The organism is Streptomyces sp. NBC_01506 (assembly GCF_045040295.1).
GTDB lineage: Bacteria > Actinomycetota > Actinomycetes > Streptomycetales > Streptomycetaceae > Streptomyces.
The window spans coordinates 2,846,329-2,870,187 of sequence record NZ_CP109422.1 but is presented as its reverse complement, the minus strand read 5'-3'; the positions used below and the strand labels follow the sequence as shown (position 1 = coordinate 2,870,187).

At 71.2% G+C, this 23,859-nt stretch carries 20 protein-coding genes and 1 pseudogene; 6 read left to right on the top strand and 15 right to left on the bottom strand.

The window, feature by feature from the left end; all coding sequences use genetic code 11:
• Positions 1-31: 31 nt before the first annotated feature.
• From OG329_RS12180 to OG329_RS12135, 10 genes and pseudogenes are all read right to left on the bottom strand, one after another.
• Positions 32-3,988 (bottom strand): multifunctional oxoglutarate decarboxylase/oxoglutarate dehydrogenase thiamine pyrophosphate-binding subunit/dihydrolipoyllysine-residue succinyltransferase subunit, encoded by a 3,957-nt coding sequence (locus tag OG329_RS12180; RefSeq protein WP_405794817.1) that lies wholly within the window; start codon positions 3,986-3,988, stop codon positions 32-34.
• Positions 3,989-4,288: 300 nt separating this feature from the next.
• Positions 4,289-5,344 carry an ATP-binding protein gene (locus OG329_RS12175; RefSeq protein ID WP_405801786.1) on the bottom strand — a complete coding sequence of 352 codons (1,056 nt, stop codon included), beginning with the start codon at positions 5,342-5,344 and terminating at the stop codon, positions 4,289-4,291.
• Positions 5,345-5,574: 230 nt separating this feature from the next.
• Positions 5,575-6,312 carry a response regulator transcription factor gene (locus OG329_RS12170; protein WP_405794815.1) on the bottom strand — a complete coding sequence of 246 codons (738 nt, stop codon included), beginning with the start codon at positions 6,310-6,312 and terminating at the stop codon, positions 5,575-5,577.
• Positions 6,313-6,433: 121 nt separating this feature from the next.
• Positions 6,434-7,171 (bottom strand): spermidine synthase, encoded by a 738-nt coding sequence (locus OG329_RS12165; RefSeq protein ID WP_405794813.1) that lies wholly within the window; start codon positions 7,169-7,171, stop codon positions 6,434-6,436.
• Positions 7,172-7,292: 121 nt separating this feature from the next.
• Positions 7,293-7,943 (bottom strand): hypothetical protein, encoded by a 651-nt coding sequence (locus tag OG329_RS12160; RefSeq protein WP_405794812.1) that lies wholly within the window; start codon positions 7,941-7,943, stop codon positions 7,293-7,295.
• Positions 7,940-9,358: a hypothetical protein gene (locus OG329_RS12155; protein ID WP_405794810.1), complete on the bottom strand. Its 1,419-nt coding sequence runs from the start codon at positions 9,356-9,358 to the stop codon at positions 7,940-7,942. Before OG329_RS12155 ends, OG329_RS12160 begins: the two co-directional genes overlap by 4 nt.
• Positions 9,359-9,615: 257 nt before the next feature.
• Positions 9,616-10,389, bottom strand: a pseudogene (locus tag OG329_RS12150) (ABC transporter ATP-binding protein); the annotation flags it as partial.
• Positions 10,390-10,412: 23 nt separating this feature from the next.
• Positions 10,413-11,312, bottom strand: a complete 900-nt coding sequence (locus tag OG329_RS12145; protein ID WP_405794809.1) for a zf-HC2 domain-containing protein — start codon at positions 11,310-11,312, stop codon at positions 10,413-10,415.
• Positions 11,309-11,908, bottom strand: coding sequence for an RNA polymerase sigma factor (locus OG329_RS12140; protein ID WP_405794807.1), 600 nt, complete (start codon positions 11,906-11,908; stop codon positions 11,309-11,311). Before OG329_RS12140 ends, OG329_RS12145 begins: the two co-directional genes overlap by 4 nt.
• A 106-nt stretch (positions 11,909-12,014) precedes the next feature.
• Positions 12,015-12,674 (bottom strand): GNAT family N-acetyltransferase, encoded by a 660-nt coding sequence (locus tag OG329_RS12135; RefSeq protein WP_405794805.1) that lies wholly within the window; start codon positions 12,672-12,674, stop codon positions 12,015-12,017.
• Between the two features lie 113 nt (positions 12,675-12,787).
• Between OG329_RS12135 and OG329_RS12130 the strand changes: the two genes are divergently transcribed.
• The 4 genes from OG329_RS12130 (at position 12,788) to trxA (ending at position 14,733) form a co-directional block, all read left to right on the top strand.
• Positions 12,788-13,240 (top strand): MarR family winged helix-turn-helix transcriptional regulator, encoded by a 453-nt coding sequence (locus tag OG329_RS12130; protein ID WP_405801785.1) that lies wholly within the window; start codon positions 12,788-12,790, stop codon positions 13,238-13,240.
• A gap of 114 nt (positions 13,241-13,354) precedes the next feature.
• Entirely contained in the window at positions 13,355-13,582 is a 228-nt protein-coding gene (locus OG329_RS12125) for a hypothetical protein (RefSeq protein WP_405794804.1), read from the top strand.
• Positions 13,524-14,039 (top strand): Tn3 family transposase, encoded by a 516-nt coding sequence (locus OG329_RS12120; protein WP_405794802.1) that lies wholly within the window; start codon positions 13,524-13,526, stop codon positions 14,037-14,039. The genes OG329_RS12125 and OG329_RS12120 overlap by 59 nt, the downstream gene beginning before the upstream one ends.
• Positions 14,040-14,406: 367 nt before the next feature.
• On the top strand, positions 14,407-14,733 hold the full coding sequence (gene trxA / locus OG329_RS12115; RefSeq protein WP_405801784.1) for a thioredoxin TrxA: 327 nt from the start codon (positions 14,407-14,409) through the stop codon (positions 14,731-14,733).
• Positions 14,734-14,944: 211 nt separating this feature from the next.
• Here trxA and OG329_RS12110 read toward each other — a convergent pair whose 3' ends face one another.
• From OG329_RS12110 to OG329_RS12100, 3 genes are all read right to left on the bottom strand, one after another.
• Positions 14,945-15,931, bottom strand: coding sequence for a hypothetical protein (locus OG329_RS12110; protein WP_405794801.1), 987 nt, complete (start codon positions 15,929-15,931; stop codon positions 14,945-14,947).
• Positions 15,932-16,760: 829 nt separating this feature from the next.
• On the bottom strand, positions 16,761-17,906 hold the full coding sequence (locus OG329_RS12105; RefSeq protein ID WP_405794799.1) for an NAD(P)/FAD-dependent oxidoreductase: 1,146 nt from the start codon (positions 17,904-17,906) through the stop codon (positions 16,761-16,763).
• Positions 17,907-18,006: 100 nt separating this feature from the next.
• Entirely contained in the window at positions 18,007-18,654 is a 648-nt protein-coding gene (locus tag OG329_RS12100; RefSeq protein WP_405794797.1) for an SMI1/KNR4 family protein, read from the bottom strand.
• A gap of 128 nt (positions 18,655-18,782) precedes the next feature.
• Here OG329_RS12100 and lon point away from each other — a divergent pair, with 128 nt between their 5' ends.
• Positions 18,783-21,215, top strand: a complete 2,433-nt coding sequence (lon, locus tag OG329_RS12095) for an endopeptidase La (RefSeq protein WP_405794796.1) — start codon at positions 18,783-18,785, stop codon at positions 21,213-21,215.
• A 196-nt stretch (positions 21,216-21,411) separates the two neighbouring features.
• Here the strand turns inward: lon and OG329_RS12090 are convergent, their stop codons facing one another.
• Complete coding sequence (locus OG329_RS12090; protein WP_405794794.1) at positions 21,412-22,257, bottom strand: lysozyme; 846 nt, start codon at positions 22,255-22,257, stop codon at positions 21,412-21,414.
• A gap of 218 nt (positions 22,258-22,475) precedes the next feature.
• Between OG329_RS12090 and OG329_RS12085 the strand changes: the two genes are divergently transcribed.
• Positions 22,476-22,979 (top strand): MarR family winged helix-turn-helix transcriptional regulator, encoded by a 504-nt coding sequence (locus tag OG329_RS12085; RefSeq protein WP_405794793.1) that lies wholly within the window; start codon positions 22,476-22,478, stop codon positions 22,977-22,979.
• A gap of 54 nt (positions 22,980-23,033) precedes the next feature.
• Here OG329_RS12085 and OG329_RS12080 read toward each other — a convergent pair whose 3' ends face one another.
• The gene (locus OG329_RS12080; RefSeq protein WP_405794792.1) at positions 23,034-23,816 is read right to left on the bottom strand and encodes a hypothetical protein; all 783 of its coding nucleotides are present in this window, start codon (positions 23,814-23,816) and stop codon (positions 23,034-23,036) included.
• Positions 23,817-23,859: the final 43 nt, after the last annotated feature.

Here is a 23,859-nt window from a genome sequence, read left to right as displayed (position 1 = left end):
ACGTACGGGCGTTACGGGCTTCGGGACCCGGTCAGGCGTCGAAGACCTCCGCGCACAACTGCGCCTGCTCCGCCTGGTGCCGCTTGGCGGAGCCGACCGCCGGCGACGACGACGCGGTCCGCGAGATACGGCGCAGCCGCTCACCGTGCGGGACGTCGGCGCCGACCGCCAGGTCCAGATGGTCGATCAGGTTGAGCGCGATGAACGGCCACGCGCCCTGGTTCGCCGGCTCCTCCTGCGCCCACAGGTATTTCTCGGCGTTCGGGTACTTCGCGATCTCCGCCTGGAGCTCCGCGCCCGGCAGCGGGTACAGCCGCTCAAGCCGCACCAGCACCGTGTCCTTCAGACCGCGCTTCTGCCGCTCGGCGTCCAGGTCGTAGTAGACCTTGCCCGCGCAGAAGACGACCTTGCGGACGTCCGCCGGGTCGATCGCGCCCGACTCGGCCAGCGCGTCGCCGATCACCGGGCGGAAGCCGCCGGTGGTGAACTCCTCGATCTTCGAGTTCGCGGCCTTCAGCCGCAGCAGCAGCTTCGGGGTGAAGACCACCAGCGGCTTGTGGTGCGGGTTGTGGACCTGCCAGCGCAGCAGATGGAAGTAGTTCGACGGCAGGGTCGGCATCGCGACGGTCATGTTGTTCTGCGCGCACATCTGGAGGAAACGCTCGGGGCGCGCGGACGAGTGGTCCGGGCCCTGGCCCTCGTAGCCGTGCGGCAGCAGCAGCGTGACGCCCGAGGTCTGGCCCCACTTCTGCTCCGCCGAGGAGATGAACTCGTCGACGACCGTCTGCGCCCCGTTGACGAAGTCGCCGAACTGGGCCTCCCACATGACCAGCGACTCCGGGCGGGCCAGCGAGTAGCCGTACTCGAAGCCCATCGCCGCGTACTCGCTCAGCAGCGAGTCGTAGACGTTGTAGCGGGCCTGCTCGTCGGAGAGGTAGAGCAGCGGGGTGTAGTCCTCGCCGGTCTCCTGGTCCACCAGCACCGCGTGGCGCTGGCCGAACGTGCCGCGGCGGGTGTCCTGGCCCGACAGCCGGACCGGGGTGCCCTCCATCAGCAGCGAGCCGATGGCCAGGGTCTCGCCGGTGCCCCAGTCGATCGTGCCGTCCTCCACCGACGCCGCGCGGCGCTGCATCTGCGGCATCAGCCGCGGGTGCACCGTGATGTTGTCGGGGATGTTGACCTGGGACTCGGCGATCCGCTTGACGACCTCCTGCGAGATGGCCGTCGTGACCGCGACGGGGAACTCCGCCTGGGCGTCCGGGACATGGGTCGGAGCCGGGTGCGACGTGGCCTCGCGGACCTCGGCGAACACCTTCTCCAACTGGCCCTGGAAGTCCTGGAGCGCCTGCTCCGCCTCTTCCAGCGTGATGTCGCCGCGGCCGATCAGGGACTCGGTGTACAGCTTGCGCACCGAGCGCTTCTTGTCGATCAGGGTGACCATCTGCGGGTTGGTGAACTGCGGGTTGTCGCCCTCGTTGTGACCGCGCCTGCGGTAGCAGATCATGTCGATCACGACGTCCTTGTTGAACGTCTGGCGGAACTCGAACGCGAGCCGCGCCACCCGGACACATGCCTCCGGGTCGTCACCGTTGACGTGGATGATCGGCGCCTCGATCATGCGCGCGACGTCCGTCGCGTACATCGACGAGCGCGACGCCTCCGGGGCGGCGGTGAAACCGACCTGGTTGTTGATCACCACATGCACCGTGCCGCCGGTGCGGTAGCCGCGCAACTGCGACATGTTCAGCGTCTCGGCGACGACACCCTGGCCCGCGAAGGCCGCGTCGCCGTGCAGGGCGACGGGCAGCACGGTGAAGTCGGTGCCCGCCTTGTTGATGATGTCCTGCTTGGCGCGCGCGATGCCCTCGAGAACCGGGTCGACCGCCTCCAGGTGCGAGGGGTTCGCGGCCAGCGACACCTTGATCTGCTCGCCGTCGAGCCCGGTGAAGGTGCCCTCGGCGCCCAGGTGGTACTTCACGTCGCCGGAGCCGTGCATCGACTTCGGGTCGAGATTGCCCTCGAACTCGCGGAAGATCTGCGCGTACGACTTGCCGACGATGTTCGCCAGGACATTGAGCCGGCCACGGTGGGCCATACCGATGACGACCTCGTCGAGCCGCGACTCGGCCGCCGAGTCGATGACCGCGTCGAGCAGCGGGATGACGGACTCGCCGCCCTCCAGCGAGAACCGCTTCTGGCCGACGTACTTGGTCTGGAGGAACGTCTCGAACGCTTCCGCGGCGTTGAGCCTGCGCAGGATCCGCAACTGCTCCTCGCGCTCCGGCTTGGTGTTGGAGCGCTCGATCCGGTCCTGGAGCCACTTGCGCTGCTTCGGGTCCTGGATATGCATGAACTCGACACCGGTGGTGCGGCAGTACGAGTTGCGCAGCACGCCCAGGATGTCGCGCAGCTTCATCATCGACTGCCCGGCGAAGCCGCCGACCGCGAACTCCCGCTCCAGGTCCCACAGCGTGAGGCCGTGCTCGGTGATGTCCAGATCGGGGTGCTTGCGCTGGCGGTACTCCAACGGGTCGGTGTCGGCCATGACATGGCCGCGCACCCGGTAGGAGTGGATCAGCTCGAAGACCCGCGCGGGCTTGGTGACGTCCTCGTCGTGCGAGGCGTCGATGTCCTTGAGCCAGCGGACCGGCTCGTAGGGAATCCGCAGCGCCTTGAAGATCTCGTCGTAGAAGTCGTTCTCGCCGAGCAGCAGTTGACTGAGGATCCGCAGGAATTCGCCCGACGCGGCGCCCTGGATGACGCGGTGGTCGTACGTCGAGGTCAGCGTCATGACCTTGGAGATGCCCAGCTTGTTCAGGGTGTCCTGCGACGTGCCCTGGAACTCGGCCGGGTAGTCCATCGCGCCGACGCCCAGGATGAGGCCCTGACCGGGCATCAGACGCGGTACGGAGTGGACGGTGCCGATGCCGCCCGGGTTGGTCAGCGACGCGGTGACTCCCGAGAAGTCGTCCATCGTCAGCTTGTTGGTGCGGGCGCGGCGGACGATGTCCTCGTACGCCTGCCAGAACTCGAAGAAGTTGAGCGTCTCGGCCTTCTTGATGCCGGCGACGACGAGTTGACGGTCGCCGTTCGGCTTCACCAGGTCGATGGCCAGGCCGAGGTTCACATGCTCGGGCTTGACCAGGGTCGGCTTGCCGTCCTTCTGCGTGAAGGAGTAGTTCATCGACGGCATGGCCTTGAGGGCCTGCACCATCGCGTACCCGATGAGATGCGTGAAGGAGATCTTGCCGCCGCGCGCCCGCTTCAAGTGGTTGTTGATGACGATGCGGTTGTCGAACAGCAGCTTCACCGGGACGGCGCGCACGGACGTGGCCGTGGGCAGCTCCAGCGACGCGTTCATGTTCTTCGCGACGGCGGCCGACGGGCCGCGCAGCGTCACGTACTCGGGGCCCGTGGGCTCCTCGCCGAACAGCTCGTCCTTCGGCGCGGCGGCCGCGGTGGAGGCGGCGGCCGGCTTCGCGGCGGCGGGCTTCGCGGCCGGCGGCGCGGCCTTGACCGGCGCGGGAGCCGCGGCGGCGGGCTTCGCCGGAGCGGCCGGGGCGGACGCCGGGGCCTGGGACTCGGCCCGGGGAGCGTGCGCCTGCGCGGGAGCGGCCGCCACCGGCTTCGCAGGGGCGGCGGGGGCCGTGGTGGTGGCCGTGGCCGTCGGCACGGGCGCCGCGGTGGGTGCGGCCGGTGCGGTGGTGGGCGCGGCCGGCGCGGCCGGCGTGGCACTCGCCGCAGCCCCCGCGGCTGCGGTGGACGCCGTCGTGGGCTCCGGGGCCTTGTCCGCCGCACCGGTGGTGCCCGGCTTGTAGTCGGCGAAGAAGTCCCACCAGGCACGGTCGACCGAATTCGGGTCCTGGAGGTACTGCTGGTAGATCTCGTCGACGAGCCACTCATTGGGCCCGAAGGCGGCGGCAGGATCTTTGTCCTGGCCCGTTCGGTCGGTCGAAACGCTTGAGTTACTGGGGGACTGAGACGACACGGCGGCAACCGCCCTCTTCCGCTTCACAAGGTGATGGACAGCGGGAATCAAGGCTACGCCTACCGGGCCGAGAGGAGCAGACCGGGCGGGGGCAACGTCATGCAAGTCACACCGGAAGGCGGGTTTCGGCACAGGAATTGGCGGGAAACGAGCCAGGTTTCCTTTGAGCTGTCCTGGAGCTGTGGACGCACTCCGACACTGACGCGGCCTTTTCGCCGCCTGAGCGGGTCCGGACCGGCAGCACCCGACCGAATTTCCGGCAGAACTGGCTTGTCCGGTGCCTCCGGTTCGAACCCTACGTCAACCGCGCGCCCGTGGGATTCCCGGAAGTGTCACCTGGATGAGGCAGCCACGTACGGATTCGGCCACCCCGATACGCCCGCCGTGCAGATCCACCGCCCAGCTCGCGATCGCCAGCCCCAGTCCCGTACCGCCGTCACTGCCGGGACCGTGCGGCGACGGGGCGCTGCCGCGGTTGAAACGCTCGAAGACGCGGTGCCGCTCCGGCTCGGGAATACCGGGCCCCTCGTCCTGGATCTCCAGATCCAGCGACTGCGGCCCGTGCCCGCGCCGCGCCCGTACCGTCACCCGCCCGTGCGGCGGGCTGTGCTTGACCGCGTTGTCGATGAGGTTGGCGACCACCTGGTGCAGCCGCTCCGCGTCCGCGTGCGCCGTCAGCTCCGGCGGCGACACATCCAGATGCAGATGGACGTCCGTACGGGTGTGGTTGCCCGAGCCCGAGCTGAGACCGCGCTGCGACGCCGCGAGATTGGCCTCCTTCAGCACCCCGGACAGATACGGCCACACCTCGAAACGCCGCGCCTTGAGCGGCAGTACACCGTTGTCGAGCCGGGACAGATCCAGCAGCGTCTCGACCAGCCGGCCAAGACGCTCGGTCTGCTTCAGCGCCGTACGCATCGTCTCCGGGTCGGCGGCGGACACCCCGTCCACCACGTTCTCCAGGACGGCGCGCAGCGCGGCGATCGGTGTGCGCAGCTCGTGCGAGACGTTGGCCACCAGCTCCTTGCGGTGCCGGTCCACGGCCTCCAGATCGTCCGCCATGCGGTTGATGGTGGAGGCCAGGTCGCCCAGCTCGTCACGGCGGTCGGCGCCGCTGACGCGCCGTGTGTAGTCACCGTGCGAGATGCCCTTCGCGACGGTGTTCATCTCGTCCAGCGGGGCGGTCAGACCGTGCGCCACGAACTGCGTTATCAACAGCGTCGCGATCATCGAGAAGACCGTGATGAAGCGCAGCTCGGTCTCGGTGCGCAGCGCTACCATCAGCAGACCGGTGGTGATGAGCACGGAGACCACGACGAGCGTGCCGAGCTTCGTCTTGATGGAGAACGGCCGCAGACCGCCGCTGTTCGGCCCGCCCTGCCCACCGTGCCCGCCGAGAGACCCGTGCCCCGACCTGATCCGGGCCGGGCCCTTGCGCGCCGGACCGTGCCCGGAGGGGTCGTGGCGCTGCGAGCCGCTTCTGGAGGGGCAGGAGGCGCGCGAGGGACGGCCGGCGCGGCCCGTACGCCCGGGGCTCTCGTCCTGCTCGTTCCCGTTCCCGCTGCCCCTGTCGCCCGCCGGCCGGCTCATGGCGCCGGTGTCTCCAGGGCGTAGCCCACGCCGTGCACCGTACGGATGCGCTCCGCGCCGATCTTGCGGCGCAGCGCCTTGATGTGGCTGTCGACCGTACGGGTGCCGGAGGCGTCCGCCCAGTCCCACACCTCGGCCAGCAACTGCTCGCGCGAGAGCACGGCACGCGGCGTGTTCGCCAGACAGACCAGCAGGTCGAACTCGGTGGGCGTCAGATGGACGTCGTCGGCCCGCACCCGCACCCGGCGCTGCGCGTGGTCGATCTCCAGCTCGCCGAGGCGCAGGATGCCGCTGCGCGGCGTCACGGCGGCCAGCGCCGCCCGCTCCACCCGGCGCAGCAGGACATGCACCCGCGCCGCCAGCTCCCGCATCGAGAACGGCTTGGTCATGTAGTCGTCGGCCCCGACACCGAGCCCCACGAGCATGTCGGTCTCGTCGTCGCGCGCCGTCAGCATCAGCACCGGCACCGGACGCTGCGCCTGGACGCGGCGGCAGACCTCCAGCCCGTCGAAGCCCGGCAGCATCACGTCGAGGACCATCAGATCGGGCTGCCACGCCTCGGCGGCGTCCACGGCAGCCGGGCCGTCGACCGCCGTCTGCACGACGAAGCCCTCGGCGCGCAGTCTGGCCGCGATGGCGTCCACGATCGTCGCGTCGTCCTCGACCACAAGCACCCGGCGCTGCGCGCCGGGAGTGGCCGCGACCCCGTTCTGGCTGGTGTGTGTCTGCTCCATCGCCCCGCCCCTGGTACGTTCCGCGATCCGTGTTCCTCGATCCACGATCCCCGTGAGGATGTGCATCCCGTGTGTGGGGAGCAGCGTAGAGGCACCGGAGGGGTCCCGGCTACGCAGACGGCTACGCAGGGCGAAGGGCGAGATGGACCACGTCAGGCACTCCTCGGGCAACTTGGATCTCTTCGGTCCTAACCCCGGTGAAACCGGCATTCCGCAGGGCCTGTTCGAATACGGGGGAGGGCTGGGCGGACCAGACGGCGAGGACGCCGCCGGGGTTGAGCCGCGCCCGGCAGCGGGCCAGCCCGCCGGGTGTGTACAGGCCCGCGTTGTCGTCGGTGACGGTCCAGCCGGGCCCGTTGTCGATGTCGAGGCACAGCGCGTCGTAGACGTCCGCCGTCGTACGCAGATACTCGACCAGGTCGGTGTGGAGGATCACAGTGCGCGGGTCGCCCAGCGCGGTGCCGGAGATCCGGGCGAGCGGTCCCTCGTGGTGCCACTCGATGACGGCCTGCTCGCGTTCGACCACCACGATCCGGCCCCAGCGGTCGTCGTCGGCGGCGTGCGCGAGCGAGAAACCGACGCCGAGCCCGCCGATGAGGACGGACGGCCCGCTGTCGCGGCGCTCGGGAGTGAGGGCGGCCTGCGCGGCGTCGATCAGCAGCCGCTCGGAGCGGCCGTCGGAGGTGTCCATCAGGAACGTGCCGTTGGCGATGATCTCGTGGATGTCACCCTCGTCTACGGGGCCGGGCCGCCTCCGTAGGACGACCTCGCCGTACGGGCCGTCACGCCGGTCGAGGGTGACGGGGCGGTCGTCGGTCGCTTCGGTCGCTTCGGTCGCTTCGGCGGTGGAGTCGGGCACGGGGACGTCTCCTCAGATCTGCGGCTGACCGGGTCCGCCGTCATCCTCGCGGGGGGCGCGGGGTGCCGACAAACCCGTTCGTGAGGCGGCGGTTGACGCGGTGCGTCCCGGACGCGCGGAACTACCCGCGCTCGCGCCCAGCGCCCCGCCACGCGTGGAGCGCCGCGCCGCAGCCGTACACCGCCAGCGCGGTCACCCACGCCCGTACCTCCCCCTCCGGCCGCATCGGCCACGCCCACGCCGCCGCCGCGCCGCCGTCGGCCGGGTCCGCCGCCCCCAGATACGACGTGACGGCCACGTAGACCATCATCGGCAGCCAGCTCAGCCGGGCGCCGAGCAGCACCGCCGACGCCGCCGCGACCCCGGTCGAGCCGATGACGTTGCGCGCCATCGCCGACGCGCCGTAGGCGTCGAAGTGGCCCGGCACGGCGAGCGCGAGCAGCGCGGCGGCGAGTGCCGTGGCGAGCAGCAGATGGGCGAGGCGGCGCGGCCACCAGGGCCGTACGGCGCCCCGTTCCAGCTCCGGGCTGTGGGTGAAAAGCCCTGTGCCGATCACTCCGGCGGCGAACAGCGGGGCGAGGACCACGACCGACAGCCGCGCGGTCGGCCCGGCGTCGGGCTGCTCCACCAGCCGCTGCGCGGCCCAGGCCGCGCCGAGGGCGGTCGCGGCGAGTACGGCGAGGGTGGCGGGCGCGGCGCGGGAGCGGGCGTACAGGCGCAGACCGGGCAGGGGCCTGCGAGCGGTCGTGCGAGCGGTCACGGACGCGGTCATGGGACGGGCACCTCGGCGGGGTCGCAGCCGGGGACGGCTTCTCCGGCGATGTAGCGGGTCAGGTAGGCGCGGCCCTGCGCGGGGTCCATGGCTCGCAGCCGTTTGAGATGCCTCTCCACGCCGGCTATGTCTTCGTAGGAGGCGAAGTCAGACGCCGGGGCCAGCCATTGGTGGACGGCGCTGTTGATGTCACTGGCTTGGTCGAAGCCCGGCAGCTCGAAGTCGCTGTCCGGGCAGGTTTCCGAGAACAGCCAGCCGACAGTCGAATTCGCGTACTCGGCGGGCTCCGGGATGCGGCCCCGTACCGCCGCGTCGTACGGACTCGGCAACTCCACGTCGCCGGGTGCCGGGCCGGCCGGAGCGGTGCCCTGGCGTACGACCCGTGCGCTCCCCGACCAGTACATCCCCGTCCCTGGCGCGCCGGGGCCGCTGATCCAGCGGGTCGGCGCACCGGGGATGCCGCGCAGTTTGCCGTTGAGATCGGCGAGCGCGGCCGACACGTCGGGCAGCAGGTCCTTGTCGACGGCGCTCACGCACACCTGTGGTGTGCCGTCGTCGCAGACGAGCCGGGACGCCTCCGGGTCGCCGCGCCACAGCCCGTCGCCGGTCTGCACGAGGATCACGGCGGCGGTACACGCGGCGGCCAGCGGCAGTACGGCGACGGCGCGTCGCCGCGCGGCGAGCGCGAGGAGCGCGGCGGTGGCGAGACCCGCGGTCCACACCATGGCGGCCGGCCCGAACCACCACACGGGGCGGTCCCAGAAGTAGTCGTGCAGAGCGGCGGGATTGAGCCACAGGCGCGGGTCGTTGCCGTAGGTACTGAAGAGGATGAGGGTGATGTACGCGAGCACGGCGAGCAACGGGGCCGTCAGCCGCCAGGGGACCAGCCGGCCGGCGACGAAGCCGAGGACACCGGCGGAGCCGAGAGCGACGGCGTCGGCGAGGACGAGGGACGCATAGGGGCGTCCCCCGCTCACGTACGGCCAGGTGGCGAGCAACGAGCCGCCGGCGGCGACGAGATAGCCGATGGCGGGCCACAGCGCGGCGGGCAGCGCGGCGGGCATCGTCCGCCGCAAGGGACTGCGGGGGAGCGTGGACACCAGCTCCCCCGTGCCGCGCCGCCGCTCCCGGCCACCGTGCCAGCAGCCCGCCGCGAGGGCGAGCGGCACGCCGAACAGGATGCCGTACTCGCGCAGCGCGTCGGTGACCGCGACCCACCGGCCCTGCCAGGCGGGCGCGGCGGTGTACATCCCGACCCCGACGACAAGGGCGAGTGTCAGCCCGGTCCAGGGCCCGATGCCACGGACCAGCTCGGTCCGGGCGGGGTGGCGGGGGCGGGGGCGGGGGCTGTCCTGGGGGCGGGTCCGGGCGGCCGGGGCGGCGTGGGCGGTACGGGCGGTACGGAGGGGGCTCACCGCTGTGCCTCCGTGCTGTCGGGGCGGGCGGGACCGGCGGCGTACGGGGCCGCTGCCGGTTCGGCCGTGCCGGGTCGGGGTGCCTTCCCGGTCCCGCTCTCGGGACGGCCCGGACTGCCGGAACCGCCCCCGTCGCCGGGCGGGTTCGAACCGGTCGGATTCTGTGTCGCGCCCGCCACGCCGGTGGCGCGGGCCGGCTTCGCCGTGCCCTCGGCGACCGTCCGCCCCGCCACACGCGGCAGCGGCAGCCGCTCGCCCGCGCGGTGGGCGCGCAGCGCGGACGTGTAGCCCCGTTCGATCGGGTTTCCGTCGTGGTCCGAGGGGTCCTCCCCGCGACCCGGCGGCGTCGAGTTCGAGCCAAGACTCGTCAGCTCCGCCGTCGTCCCCCGGAAGGCCACCCGGCCCGATTCCAGCAGCGTCACCTCCGAGCAGGCCGCGGCGACGTCCTCCACCAAATGGGTCGAGACGATCACCGTCGATTCCGTGCCCAAGTCCCGCAGCAGTCTTCGGAATTCGACCCGTTGCTCCGGGTCGAGCCCGGCCGTCGGCTCGTCCAGGAGCAGCAGGTCCGGCTCGTTGACGACGGCCTGGGCGATACCGACCCGGCGGACCATCCCGCCGGACAGCGTCTTGATCTTCGCGTCGATACGGTCCAGAAGGCCCACCCGGTCCACCGCGCGCACCACCGCCTCGGGCACCCCGGCCGCGGGCATCTCCTTGAGCCAGGCGATGTACGAGACGAACTCCCGCACCGTGAAGCCCGGGTAGTAGCCGAACTCCTGCGGCAGATACCCCAGTCGGCGCCGCACCGCCGACCGCGCCCGGTGTTCCGAGACGTCGTGGCCCAGCAGGTGGACCCGGCCGTCCGTCGGCGCCGCGACCGTGGCCAGTACCCGGATGAGTGAGGTCTTGCCCGCCCCGTTCGGGCCGAGCAGACCGTGCACGCCGGTGCCGAAGGTGAGATCGACCGCGTCGAGCGCGACCGTCCTGCGGTGCCTGACGGTGAGCCTCTGTACCGAAACGCCGTTCATCGCCGTGTCCCCCTTGGTGTCGTTCATATGCGCCCCACCTGATGGAAGGCCGGGAATTCGACGGACCGTCGCCGTAGCGCGAGCAGCCCCGCGCACAGGACGGCCGCCGCCGCCCAGCCGCTCTGCGCGGCCGGCCCCGCGAGATACCGCGCCAGATGCTCGGACAGCTCGGCGGTCGGCGCGAGCCCGCCCGAGGCCCACGCCGCGCCACCGGTCGGGCCGAGCACGGGCACGGTCACCGCCAGCACCCAGGCGGCGGAGAGCCCCCCGGCGGCGACGCGGCAGCCGACGTACGTGCCGAGCGCCAGGACGGCCAGCGACAGCGTCAGCCCCGGCAGCAGCCAGACGGCCGCCCCCGGCGCCCCCGCCGACGCGGGCAGCGCCGCCCCCGCCAGCGTCAGCAGCGGCAGGCTCACCGCCAGGACGGCGGCGGTCCGCGTCAGCAGCAGCCGCAGCCCGCCGCCGGGAGTGGACGCGGCGATCTCGTACAGCGGGTCGGCGGACCCCCTGTACGACACGGCGACCCCCGCCACCGGCAGCACCGGCGCCAGCGCCAGCAGCACCGGGCGGGCGCCGGTGAAGTCCGCGCCGTACGCGAGGGCGACCGCCCCCGCCGCGACGAGCACCACCGCGAGCAGCCACGCGCCGCGCAGCGCCGGTCCCGCCGCCCACAGCAGCCGGGCGGTCGGCCCGACCCGTGGCGCGGCGGACGCGGCGGGCGCGGCGGTGGTCAGCACCGCCGCCCGTACGTCCGCGAGCACGGGGCCCGCGGCACCCCTCCGTACCGCCGCGGACACCCGTACCGCACACGCCCCGCACGCCTCGACGTGCTTCTCCAGAGACCAGGCGTCCGGCTCGGACACCGTGCCCGCCGTGTACGACGCCGCCAGCGTCTCGTCCACATGCCAACTGGTCGGGGTCATGCCGTGCCTCCCAGCGGTGCGATCCGGCCCAGTTCCAGGCCCAGTTCCAGGCGCAGTTCCTTGCGGGCCCGCATCGCGCGGGTCTTGACGGTGCCCTCGGGTATGCCGAGCAACTGCGCCGTCTCGCGGGTGGTGAGCCCGTCGACCACCGTGGCGCGCAGCACCTCGCGCAGCTCGGGCGAGATGCGGTCGAGCGCCGCGCCGACGTCGCCGAACTCCAGCCCCGCGAGGACCCGTTCCTCGGCCGAGGGCGCGACGGCGGCGGGCGGGTGTTCCACCTGGCCCCGCTCGTCCGCCCGTTCGGCGCGCGCCTGTACGCGCCGGGCGTCGACCAGCCGCCGACCGGCGATCACCCACAGCCAGCCGCCCGCTTCCCCGCCGCGATGGGTCGCGGCGGAGCGCCAGACGGTGACGAAGGTGTCCTGGAGGACTTCCCGTACGGTCTCGGGATCCGCGCAGCGCCGGGTCAGCCGCGTGTGCAGCCAGCCGGCGTGCCGGTCGTAGAGCACGCCGAGCGCTTCCGCGTCCCCCTTGGCGACGGCGCGCAGCAGTGCGGCGTCGTCTCGGTCGGCCCCCGTGGGGCGGAACAGTCTCACGCTCTCTCTATCGCTCGGTCGGAGCCCGCCGGTTCACGCGGCCGGTTCACGCAGCCCTTCCGACGGCCTTCCGACGGCCGTCCGTCAGCGGTCCGTCAGCGGTTCGTCAGCGGTCCGTCCCGCGTACGACGCCCGTCAGCGGGCCCTGGAGTCGCCAGCCGAGCGACGTGTACAGACGCAGGCCGTCCCCGGTGGCGGCGAGGACGCCGGTGGTGGCGCCCGTGTCGGCGGCGGCGCTCTCCAGCGTGCGCATCACCAGTCGGCCGAGGCCGCGCCTGCGGTGGTTCTCCGAGGTCTCGACCTGGTCGACGACCACCGTGTCTCCGTCGCCCGTCGCGGCGACCTGGCCGCGCGCGGCGAGAGCGCCGTCGGGGGCCGTCACCCGCACGTGAAGGACGCCGTCGCGGGTGTCCGTGTCCACCGTGTAGCCGTCGGGCGGGTCCGGCACGGCCGGCGGGACGGGAGAGCGGCGCAGCGCGTGGAACATCATGTGGCCGGGGTCGTCCGGCACCGTCCAGCCCGGCGTGATCCACCGCGCGGCCCGCTCCGGCGGCGCGAGCACCTTCAGCCAGGCGCCGGCCTCGGTGATGGTCTCGCAGAGCTTCCTTACGGAGGGCTCGTCGGGCTCGGGGAGGACATGCCGGAACACATGGCCAGGCAGTCCGACGTCGATGCGGTAGCCCCACGGCTCCCGCACCGGCGCCGGGGACGAGCGGGAGACGACCCATCCCGCGACCCACACCGGCGTAATGGCTGAACTATCCATAGGAGTATTACAGCGCACCTCTCGGGCCGCGTGCGAGTGCTTTCCGCCGGGCGGGATCGGCAGCGCGGCCGGAGCCGTACTCTGGCCGTATGGCAAAGGCTGAGGCTGACCGTATGGGGGTCGTCACCGCGCTGGTGCGCTCCTCGTTCCTGGTGAACGCCGTGTACGCGCAGTCGAGTCGCGAGTTCGGTCTGCCCCCGCAGCAGGGCCAGTTGCTCTGTGTGCTGATGCCCCAGCCGTACGGGATGAGTGAGCTGGGCGCGATGCTCGGGCTCGCGAAGTCGAGTCTCACCGGACTGGTCGACCGCACCGCGCAGCGCGGTCTGGTGCGGCGCGAGCCGGATCCGCGCGACGCGCGCGCGGTCCGGGTCGCGCTCACCGAGGAGGGCCGGCTGCTCGTGGACGAGTTCTACGAGGCGACCTGCCGTGCCATCGACGTGCTGCCCGCAGGGCTCGACGGGCCCGACCGCGCCCGGCTCGCGGAACTGCTCGGCCGGGTGGTGAGCGACAACGAAGTGCCCGCGGTCTTCATGGAGGCCGACGAAGTGGCCGACGCCGCGCGGTAGAAGCCCTTGGGCACGTACAGGGGGTGTGACCGAGATACGTGTCAAAGGGGCAACGGGATGATCTTGAAGCCCTGAGCGCCCTCTGCCCGTCACCCATTCGGCTCAGTGTCGTTGGTGGTGATGTTGAGGGTCGTCGTAACCCGGCTGGAGGGCAGGGTCTCCCCGGCGGTCCTCGCCCTGGTGAAGGCCCAGGTGGTGCAGGCCGGCGGGTTCGGCGCGGTCATCCGCGCGGTGGACGGCTTCGGCGGGTTCGCGAAGCAGTACGAGCAGATCGAGAAGGTCTGTGCTCAAGCGCCTGCGCTCCGGGTCGCGGAAGAACGCCACCTACGCCGCCTTCCGTGAGGTCGGCCGCGTGATCCGCGCGGTCCAGCTCCTTCGGTATCTGTCGGATGCGCCGCTGCGCCGGCGGGTGACGGCGGCGACGAACAAGGTGGAGTCGTTCAACCGGTTCTCCCAGTGGATCGGCTTCGGCAACCGCGGCGTCATCGCCGACAACGACCCCATCGAGCAGGAGAAGGCGATGAAGTTCAACGCCCTGCTCACGAACACGGTGATCTTCCACAACGCCCTGGACATCGCCGAGATCGTGCGGCAACTCCTGGACGAGGGATGGGAGATCGACCCCGAGGGCCTGGCCCACAACTCGCCGTACCTGACCGAGCACATCAACCGGTTCGGCGAATACTCCACCCATGAACTCGGCATCCAGCCCGACGCGTACGACCCGAAACTCGACGTTGACTTCACCCCGCTGCGTGACCAGGACCTGACCACAGCCGGCCTCGGCCAGGCCGCTTGACCGACCGTGAGGCTCCTCGTGTAAGCGCTGGTCATGGGCAGGGGTGTGGACTGTCCGTTGTCTACGGCTTGACGATGTGGCGCCAACTGCCACGTGATCGGACCCCCGTCCCTGCCGTCGCCGGCGGGGACGGGAGGAGCACTCGGGAGCGGCAGGTTGAGGGGGTGGCTTCTCCACCGGGCAGGTGCTCTGTCGCCAGGAACGACTGACCATGCAACGGCTCGCTGGGGTAGTTCGGTTTGCCGTGAGGGTTTGCCGCTGCGTTGCAGGACATACTCGCTCCTGCCCATCTATCGGGCCGATGTGTGGCGTGTTCCTCCGAGGGGCAGGCAACCGCCCAGACATTCCCCAGTGGATGGAGAAGCCGATGAGTGGCAAAGTCGCAGTGGTAACCGACAGTTCCTTCGAGGCGCAGGTGCTCGATGCCGAAGGGCCCGTGCTCGTTCATTTCCGGGCCGAGTGGGCCGGACCGAGCAAGATGCTCGCGCCCATCCTCGAAGAGGTTGCTTCCGAGTACGCGGGCCGGCTCACCATCACGGAGCTGGACATTGACCGTAGCCCGGCCACGGCACCAAAGTACGACGTCAACGGCATTCCGACGCTTCTGCTCTTCAAGCACGGCAGCGCGACGGCGAGGAGGGTCGGGGCCCTGTCGAAGGGCCAGGTGACGGAGTTCCTCGACGAGAACCTGTGACAGAGGTCGGCGCCGGCCGTCGACGACAGAGTCTGGCGGGACCTGATCGTCTGACCGCCTGCCGGTGTCTCTGCGCCCTCATGGCGCCTGCGGGGTGTGCCGAACTGTCTACCGGACCGGCCGGGCGGCCTGCTGACCGTCCGGCCGGATCGTCACGCTGCGGCTGAGGCGGTAGCCGCCGACGGTGCCGGGTGTGACGTTCGGTCTGTGGTCAGGTGCAGTTGATGGTCAGTGCGGTGAGCGCGGTGCACTTGCGGGTCGCCTTGTCGTTGGCCGGGTTCGGGTCGGTGGGGCTGCTCGCGGTGCGGGTGGCGGTGACCGTGTAGGTGGTGCCCAGGCTCAGGACCGCTACCGGGGCGGAGAAGCGGCGGGTGACGCTGGCGCCCGGGGCGAGCGGGCCGGTGGTGCAGGTGACCGTGGCGGAGGCGACGGTGCAGTCGGTGCTGGTAGCGGTCATCGGGGAGGGCAGCGGAGCCTTGACGGTGCCGGAGGCCAGCGGGTTGGGGCCGTGGTTGGTCAGGGTCAGGGTGTAGTCGATGCGCCCGTTGAGCAGGTTCGGCACCGGCTTGGCCGCGAGCTGGACGCCGAGGTCGGCTTCGGGTGCTGCGGTCGCGGGGGTGATCGCGATGCCGCTCGGGCCGGAGCCGACGGAGTAGGAGGCCGAGACGGAGTTCGTCGCGGTGTCCACGACGGTGACGTTGTCGTCGCTGTAGCCCGTGACGTACACCTGGGCGCCGTCAGGGGTCACCGCGACGGCGTCTGCGTTCTGGGGCACGGGAGTGGTGGCGACGACGGTGCTGGTGGCGGTGTCGATTGCCCGGACGGCTCCCGGGTCGTCGCCGGAGACGTAGGCGCGGGTGCCGTCCGGGGAGACGGCCGCGGCGAGATTAGTGCTGCTGGCGGGAAGCGTCGCGGCCACGGTGTTGGTGGTGAGGTCGAGTACGGCCACGGAACCGGCTGTGGGAACGTAGGCGCGGGTCCCGTCGGGGGTGAGCGCGATATCGCTGGTTTCGTCGCCGGTGGGAATGGTCGCGGTGACTGCCTTGGTGGCGGTGTTGATGACGGAGACCGTTCCGCCGGTGAAGTTGGCGGCGTAGGCGCGTGCGCCGTCCGCGCTGACGGCCACCGCCGCCGTGTAGTCGCCGACAGCGATGCTCGCGGTGGTCGCCCCGGTCGTGGTCACACTGGAATGAGTCATTGCGACGTCTCCCGTCCTGGCCCGCGCCGGGCGCGCAGGCCCCCACCGGCATCAAAGCTGCCGGGACGCGTCAAGATCTCGACACTCCCTGGGCTGGGGCCCGTTGGCGCATTTGACCGGATGACGATCATGAAACGTCTGGAACTGGCTGGTTTGGCTGCCCCGTGCCTGGCGCAGAAAATACCGGATTTACTGCGACAGAGGCCCTGCCGTGATCACCGCGACCTGCGTCGGGCCATTCCGGCCGCCGAGGCGAGGTGTACGCGTTTACTGCGGCAGTGCCGGATGGGCGGAGTGGGCATGAGGATCGAACCAGAGACCGACCTCGGGAACGGGGGCGCACTACGGTTGCCGCGCGCCCGGGTGGTGCCTCTGTCCGCCCCGCCCGCGTCGTACACCGCGGCGGTCGAGCGGTAACCGAGCCGCTTGCCCCAATGCTGCTGACCTACCTCGAGCAGCGCCCGAACACCATGACCGCCACCAATCCCAACGCCCGGTGGTTTCCCGGCCGCAGGGCTGGACAGCCCATGACCCCGCACACGCTCGAACTCAGGCTTCGCCACCTGGGCTTCCCCACCCAGCGAGGACGCACGTCGGACATCCGCCACCTCGTTCTCCAGGCCCCCCGCACCCGTGATCGCCCGCATGCTCGGATACCACGACGACACCACCGCCCAGCTCGCCGCCGAGGCAGGAGGAACCTGGCGCCACTATGCCCCCGGCGACCACACACGGTGACACCAGCGCCTCAATGACCAGGGAATAGGCGTCAGTCGATTACGCGAGGTCGCCAGTTTCACACCCCTACAGGCACGTACAGGCGCGGATCTCACGCGGTGTTGAACAGTGCCGCGAACCGCCCGGCGTACAGGTCCGCCCCCTTGTACCGGGACACCGCCTCCGCCGCCAGTACGGACGGCCCTTCGGGCGTCGGCACCTGACCGACACCGCCGCCGGGACCGAGCGGCAGCAGGATCGACGGGACGGGGGACGGCCGGTAGACGGAGGCCGGTTCCTCGCCCCGTATCTGCGCGAGGATGTTGGCCGCCACGACCTCGGCGTGCCGCATCGCGTAGCCGGCCATCTTCGACTCGTCGAGTGCGGCGAGGTCGCCGAGCGCGTAGATGTGCGGGTGTACGTGACCGTGCGCGTCGACGTTGAGCCTGTCCGTCACGCGTACATGGCCCTGCGGCGTGCGGGCCGGCGCCAGTTCCTCGCCGAGGTAGTCACCGCTGACCCTCACCCCGTGGCAGCGGAACCAGATGTCGGCGGACAGTTCCCCGGCCCCCACCGTGGCGACGCTGAACGCCCCCGCCCGCCCCGGCGCGCTCGCCGGTTCCCGCGCGAGCGCTGTCCCCAGCAGCAGCTCCACACCCAGCGCGTCGAGCTGCCGGCGCAGGTCCTCCCGCATCTCCCGCGTGAAGGCGGGCATCAGCCGCTCGGCCGGGTCGACCACCGTCACACGCTTCTTCGGCCACACGTGCTTGACCTCGCCCGCCAGCTCCAGCCCCACCGGCCCGGCGCCGACGATCAATACCCGCTCCGCGCCCGCGAGTTCCTTGTGCGCCGCCCGGATCCGGTCCAGCGCCTCGGCGGCGACGTCCGTGTCCATCTTGGCCGGGAAGGGGTAGTCGGAGCCGGACGCCAGGACGACGTAATCGGCGGCCACGCGCCCGCCGGACGCCAGGGTGACCCCGCCCGTGTCCACCGACACCGCCCGCTCGCGCACGACCCGGCCGTGCTTGAGGAGCTTGTCGTACGGATAGAAGATGTTGCCCGCCCAGTCGGGCCGCACCAGCGCGCGCAGCGCTCCGGCGGCGTGGACGAAGGCGTCCTTCGGCTCGACGAGGACGACATCCACCCCGTCGTCCGCCCCCTCGTCCAGCGCCTTGGCCACGGCGGAGCCGCCGTAGCCCCCGCCGACGACAACGACGGTCCGGCGCGCGTCGACGGCCCGGCTGTCTGTGTCAGTCATGTCATTGGCTCCCCACGCACCCGAAATGCTAGTTCGTACTACGAACCATATTAGTTCGCAACACGAACCACAAGCGGGTGCAGCGGGTGAGGGGACTTCGTCAGCTCCCGGGAAAGGGTTTCCACGACGTCGCCCGGTCGGGCTCCGGCGGCCCCCATGCCAGGGCGTGAAGTTCGAGCAGTCCCGGCTTCTCGCCGTCCATCAGCGACGGCGTCTCCAGCCGGTCCGCCATCTCCTCCAGATAGGTCGTCAGCGACTCGTACCGGGGCGTGTGGGGGTGCCGGTACCGGTCCCAGTCGCAGAGCCGCCCCGTCTCGGCGTCCAGATACAGGCCCGAGGTGTGGTCGTGGGCGCCGAGGGAGAAGACGGGGATCCAGGCGGGCCGCCAGATCACGAACTCCTCGCTGCCGTCGCGGCGCTGGAGGTCCGTCTTCATCGCGTACACGGACGCCACCGCCTCGAAGTCCATCAGAGTCAGGCCGCCGAGCATGAACGTGGCCCAGGGCACGTCGTGCACCCCCGCGTGTTCGTGCCACAGCGCCCTCAGTCCGGGCGGTATCCGTACGCCGATCCGCTCCTGGAGCGCGGCGATCTCCGAGTGGATCGCGCCCGGCCGGAGCGCGGCCAGCGTCCCCGGCGCGTGCCGGTCGAGCCATGCCTCGATGCGCTGCCAGGCGTCGGTGACCTGTCGCGCCTCGATCGCCGCTTGCTGCGCTTCCATCAGGCCCCGCAGTTCTTCCTTGTCCATGGCGGTCACCGTAGCGACCGGGGGCGATCGCTCAGAGCGAACACCCTCCCCAGGTATCCGGGGAACAACGACAGGCTCACAAGCATTGAGTCTGCATAGCTCAAGTTTTGACTGCCGAAGGGGAGACCATGGCTGCCACGTCCACACCGCTCACCCTGCCCGTTCTGCCGCTCGACGACGAGGTCGTGCTGCCCGGGATGGTGGTGCCGCTGGACCTGTCCGACTCCGAAGTACGTGCGGCCGTCGAGGCCGCCCAGGCGGCCGCCGGCGACGGATCCGACGGCTCCGACGGGGGAAAGCCCAAGGTGCTGCTCGTGCCGCGCCTCGACGGGGCATACGCGGGGACCGGCGTCCTCGGGACCGTCGAGCAGGTCGGCAGGCTCTCCGACGGCGACCCCGGCGCCCTGATCCGCGGCAGGGGCCGCGTCAGGATCGGCGCCGGTACGACCGGGCCCGGCCGGGCCCTGTGGGTCGAGGGGCTGCGTGTCGACGAGACCGTGCCCGACCCGCTGCCCGGTTCCGTCACCGAACTGATCAAGGAATACAAGGCTCTCGCCACCGACTGGCTGAAGAAGCGCGGCGCCTGGCAGGTCGTGGACCGTGTCCAGCAGATCGACGACGTCTCGCAGCTCGCCGACAACGCCGGCTACTCGCCGTTCCTCAGCACGGCCCAGAAGGTCGAGCTGCTGGAGACCGCCGACCCGGTGGCCCGGCTGAAGATGGCGACCGACCAGCTCCGCGAGCACTTCGCCGAGCAGGACGTCGCCGAATCCATCGCGAAGGACGTCCAGGAGGGCGTCGACAAGCAGCAGCGCGAGTTCCTGCTGCGGCGCCAGCTCGACGCCGTACGCCGGGAGCTGTCCGAGCTGAACGGCGACGCCGGGGACGAGTCCGACGACTACCGGTCCCGCGTGGAGGCCGCCGACCTGCCCGAGCACGTCCGTGAGGCCGCGCTCAAGGAGGTCGACAAGCTGGAGCGGTCGTCCGACCAGAGCCCCGAGGGCTCGTGGATCCGCACCTGGCTGGACACCGTCCTCGAACTGCCGTGGAACGAGCGGTCGCAGGACGCGTACGACATCCAGGGCGCCCGCGGCGTTCTCGACGCCGAGCACGCCGGTCTGGACGACGTGAAGGAACGCATCACGGAGTATCTGGCCGTCCGCAAGCGCCGCAGCGACCGCGGTCTCGGTGTGGTCGGAGGCCGCCGAGGCGGCGCCGTCCTCGCCCTCGTAGGACCTCCCGGAGTCGGAAAGACCTCCTTGGGAGAGTCCGTCGCGCACGCCATGGGACGGTCCTTCGTCCGCGTCGCGCTCGGCGGTGTCCGGGACGAGGCGGAGATCCGGGGCCACCGGCGTACGTACGTGGGCGCGCTTCCGGGCCGTATCGTCCGGGCGATCAAGGAGGCCGGTTCGATGAACCCGGTCGTCCTGCTGGACGAGATCGACAAGGTCGGCTCCGACTACCGGGGCGACCCGGCAGCGGCCCTCCTCGAAGTCCTCGACCCCGCGCAGAACCACACCTTCCGCGACCACTACCTGGAGGTCGAACTCGACCTTTCCGACGTGGTCTTCCTCGCCACCGCGAACGTCCTGGAGGCCATCCCCGAGGCACTGATCGACCGGATGGAGCTGGTGCGTCTCGACGGCTACACCGAGGACGAGAAGGTCGTCATCGCACGTGACCACCTGCTGCCCAGGCAGTTGGAGCGGGCGGGTCTGGACACCGGCGAGGTCACGCTGGAGGACGAGGCGCTGCGCAAGCTGGCGGGCGAGTACACCCGCGAAGCGGGCGTACGTAACCTCGAACGATCGATCGCCAGGCTGCTCCGCAAGGTCGCGGCACAGCACGAGCTGGGCGAGCGCGAACTGCCCCTCTCCGTAGGAGAAGGCGATCTGCGCGGCCTGATCGGCCGGCCGCACCACGTGCCCGAGTCCGCCCAGGACCCGGCCGAGCGCCGCACCGCGGTGCCGGGCGTGGCCACGGGCCTCGCCGTCACCGGGGCCGGCGGAGACGTCCTCTTTGTAGAGGCGTCGCTGGCCGACCCGGAGACGGGTGGTTCGGGTCTCACCCTGACCGGACAGCTCGGCGACGTCATGAAGGAGTCGGCACAGATCGCGCTGTCCTTCCTGCGCTCGCGCGGCGCCGAACTGGAGCTGCCGGTGGCCGATCTGAAGGACCGGGGCGTGCACATCCACTTCCCGGCGGGCGCGGTGCCCAAGGACGGCCCGAGCGCGGGCATCACGATGACGACGGCGCTCGCCTCGCTGCTGAGCGGACGCCAGGTCCGTACGGATGTCGCCATGACCGGCGAGGTCTCGCTGACCGGCCGGGTGCTGCCCATCGGCGGCCTGAAGCAGAAGCTGCTGGCCGCGCACCGGGCGGGCATCACGACGGTCGTGATCCCGAAGCGGAACGAGGCGGACCTGGACGACGTCCCCGCCGAGATCCTGGACAAGCTTCAGGTCCACCCGGTGACGGATGTACGCCAGGTCCTGGAGCTGGCGCTGTCGTCCGCGACGGCTCCGGCGGCCGTGCCGGCGGATGTCCCGGTCGCCGCGTAAGGCGCGCACGCGGGACAGGGCCCACGCGTCCACCGCCGCAATCGCGAGGGGCGGGCCCCGGCACTTACTCGGTGCCGGGGCCCGCCCCGTTCCTGTGCCGGGAGCGCGGGCTCGACCGGCCCTCCGTTTCCGGTCGCGCCCACACCCCCGGCGTCAGTCGCCCGGCGTCGCGCCCGCTCGCTCGCCGGGTGGGCCGTCAGCCGTTCGCGAGAGCCACGACGCGGTCGAGCGCGCCGTTGAACTTGTTGTGGTCGCCCACGATCGGCCCCGTCGAGGTGTACTGCCACATCGTGTAGAAGCCCCAGCCCGCCGGGAGTTCGCCCACCGTCGCGCTGTAACGGGCCACCCAGAGCGGGTTCGTGGCGCCGAAGGCGCTGGAGTTGCCCGTGCACTGGGTCCACCAGCTCGTGGCGGTGTAGATCACGGCGTCACGGCCGGTGCGCGCCTTGTACGTGTTCACGAAGTCGCGGATCCAGGCGACCATCTGCGCCTGCGTCTTGCCGTAGCAGGCGGCGCCGTACGGATTCCACTCGATGTCCAGCACACCCGGCAGGGTCTTGCCGTCGCGCGACCAGCCGCCGCCACCGTCCACGAAGTAGTTGGCCTGGTTGGCGCCGCTGGAGTCGTTGGGGGTGGCGAAGTGGTACGCGCCGCGGATCATGCCGATGTTGTACGAGCCGTTGTACTGCTGCGCGAAGTACGGGTTCTTGTAGTAGTTGCCCTCCGTGGCCTTCACGTACGACCACTTCACACCGCTGCTCCACAGCGCGGACCAGTTGACGTTCCCCTGATGGCTGGAGACGTCGACGCCCTCGGTCTGCACGGCGCGGTTTCCGGCGGGCGGGGTGCCCGTCCGGCCGTCGTGCTCGACGACGCCCATGCCCATGTGGGCCGAGCCCCGTTGGGGTGTCGCCGAGGAGCGGGGGGTGCCGTCGGCGTTCGCCGCGCCCGGCAGGGTGAGGAGAAGGGCGAGAGCCGCGAGGAGCGCACCGGCGAGGGTGAGGCGCCGGCGACCTGACGTATCGGATCTGTGCACGGACATGTGCGTGCCTCCGAGAACCTTTGGGGGTAGCTCATGACATGTCGACATGTAGTGGTGTGAACATGTCAACAATGGCGCTGTGGGCGACGCTACGTGAGTGGAACGGAGTGACGGAAGGGCCTCAGGCTGCCGCCGTTGGTATAAACCTGCGAAATACTGGCGGAGCTGGGGCAATGGGCCTCGGAGACGGAAAACTTTCAGGAGCGGGAAAGCGCGCGATGGGTGTTGTGGGTGCTGACGTGCACGGAGACGGTACGGAGAACGAACCCGAACCAGTGGGGAAAAGTGCTGTGGACCACGAATTCCTGGCACTGGAGCGTGAGTTGGCCGTCTTTCTGCGCCGCGCCAGAGCCAATTCCGGTGAAATGGCCCGCGAGGTCCACCCCGAACTGGAGCCCGCCGCCTATGGACTTCTCGTACGGCTGGAGGAGACCGGTCAGCAGCGCGCCACCGATCTCGCCGCCTACTTCGGGGTCGGCAAGGCGACGATGAGCCGTCAACTGCGCGCGCTGGAAGGGCTCGGACTCGTCACGCGCGAGCCCGATCCGGCGGACGGGCGCGCCTCGCTGGTCCGGCTCACGGGCGAGGGCGTCGCGCGCTTCCGCCGGGTGCGCGACGCGCGGCGCGAGCGGTACGTGCGCAAGCTCGCCGACTGGGACCGGGCGGAGGTCGCCGAACTGGCGCGGCTGCTACGCCACTTGAACGCACGGGCGGAGAGCTGAGGGGGAGGGTGCGCGGGCCTTGGCGGCGGGGGCCGGGGGCGGGGAGACGGGCCTCTACGGCTCCACGTACACGACGGTCGCGTCGTCGTACGGCTTGCCCCGCCGGAAGGCCACCCCGTCCGGGTCGGCGGACTCCGCCGCCCGCACCCGGTCGATCAGCTCCTGCGGCCCGCTCTTCCTGACGAGCGCCAGGCAGTCCGCCCAGTCGCCCTCCCCGAACACCTCGACCCAGCGCGCCGCGCCGTCCGTGAGCGCCACGGCGGTACGTACCCGCGAGGCGGGCGTCCGCCCTGTCACCGCCTTCGACGCCACGGCCGGGTCGACGGCCGCCGTGAAGAAGCCGCCCTCCGCGTTGCGCAGCGCGTCCGTCGCGGCGGCCCGGCGGCGGACCTCGCGGGGGACGCGGTCCAGCCGGTCGTCCACGACGGCCCGTACTTCACCGTCCGGCGACTCGAGGAGGAGGGTGGAGTCCGACAGGACAAGGTGTTCGACCGTGTCCGCGTCCCAGCGCACCATGACGACGGTCGCCTGGGGTGTTCGGGGGTGAGAAAGGTCACACGTGTCGCGGTGTGCGTCGGCCGTGCGCCGGATCGACTCGGCGAGGGCGTCGGCGAGGGCCATCTCCCGCCGTGAGGCGGACAGTTCGGTCAGGGCCCCGCCCAGTCGGGCGGCGAACCACGGGACGCCGTGCACGCAGCCGTCGCCGTCCGGCGGGGGCGTCACACCGTCCAGCGCGATCAGCACGCCGCCGCTGCCCGCCGAGGGCGTGGCCACGGCTGTCCAGTCCTCGTTCGGGCGGGGATGGCTGCCGGGGGCGGTGGCGATGTCGATGCGCATGGGCACCAGTCTGCCTGAGAGGCGCCGGGCTCCGCCGGACGCC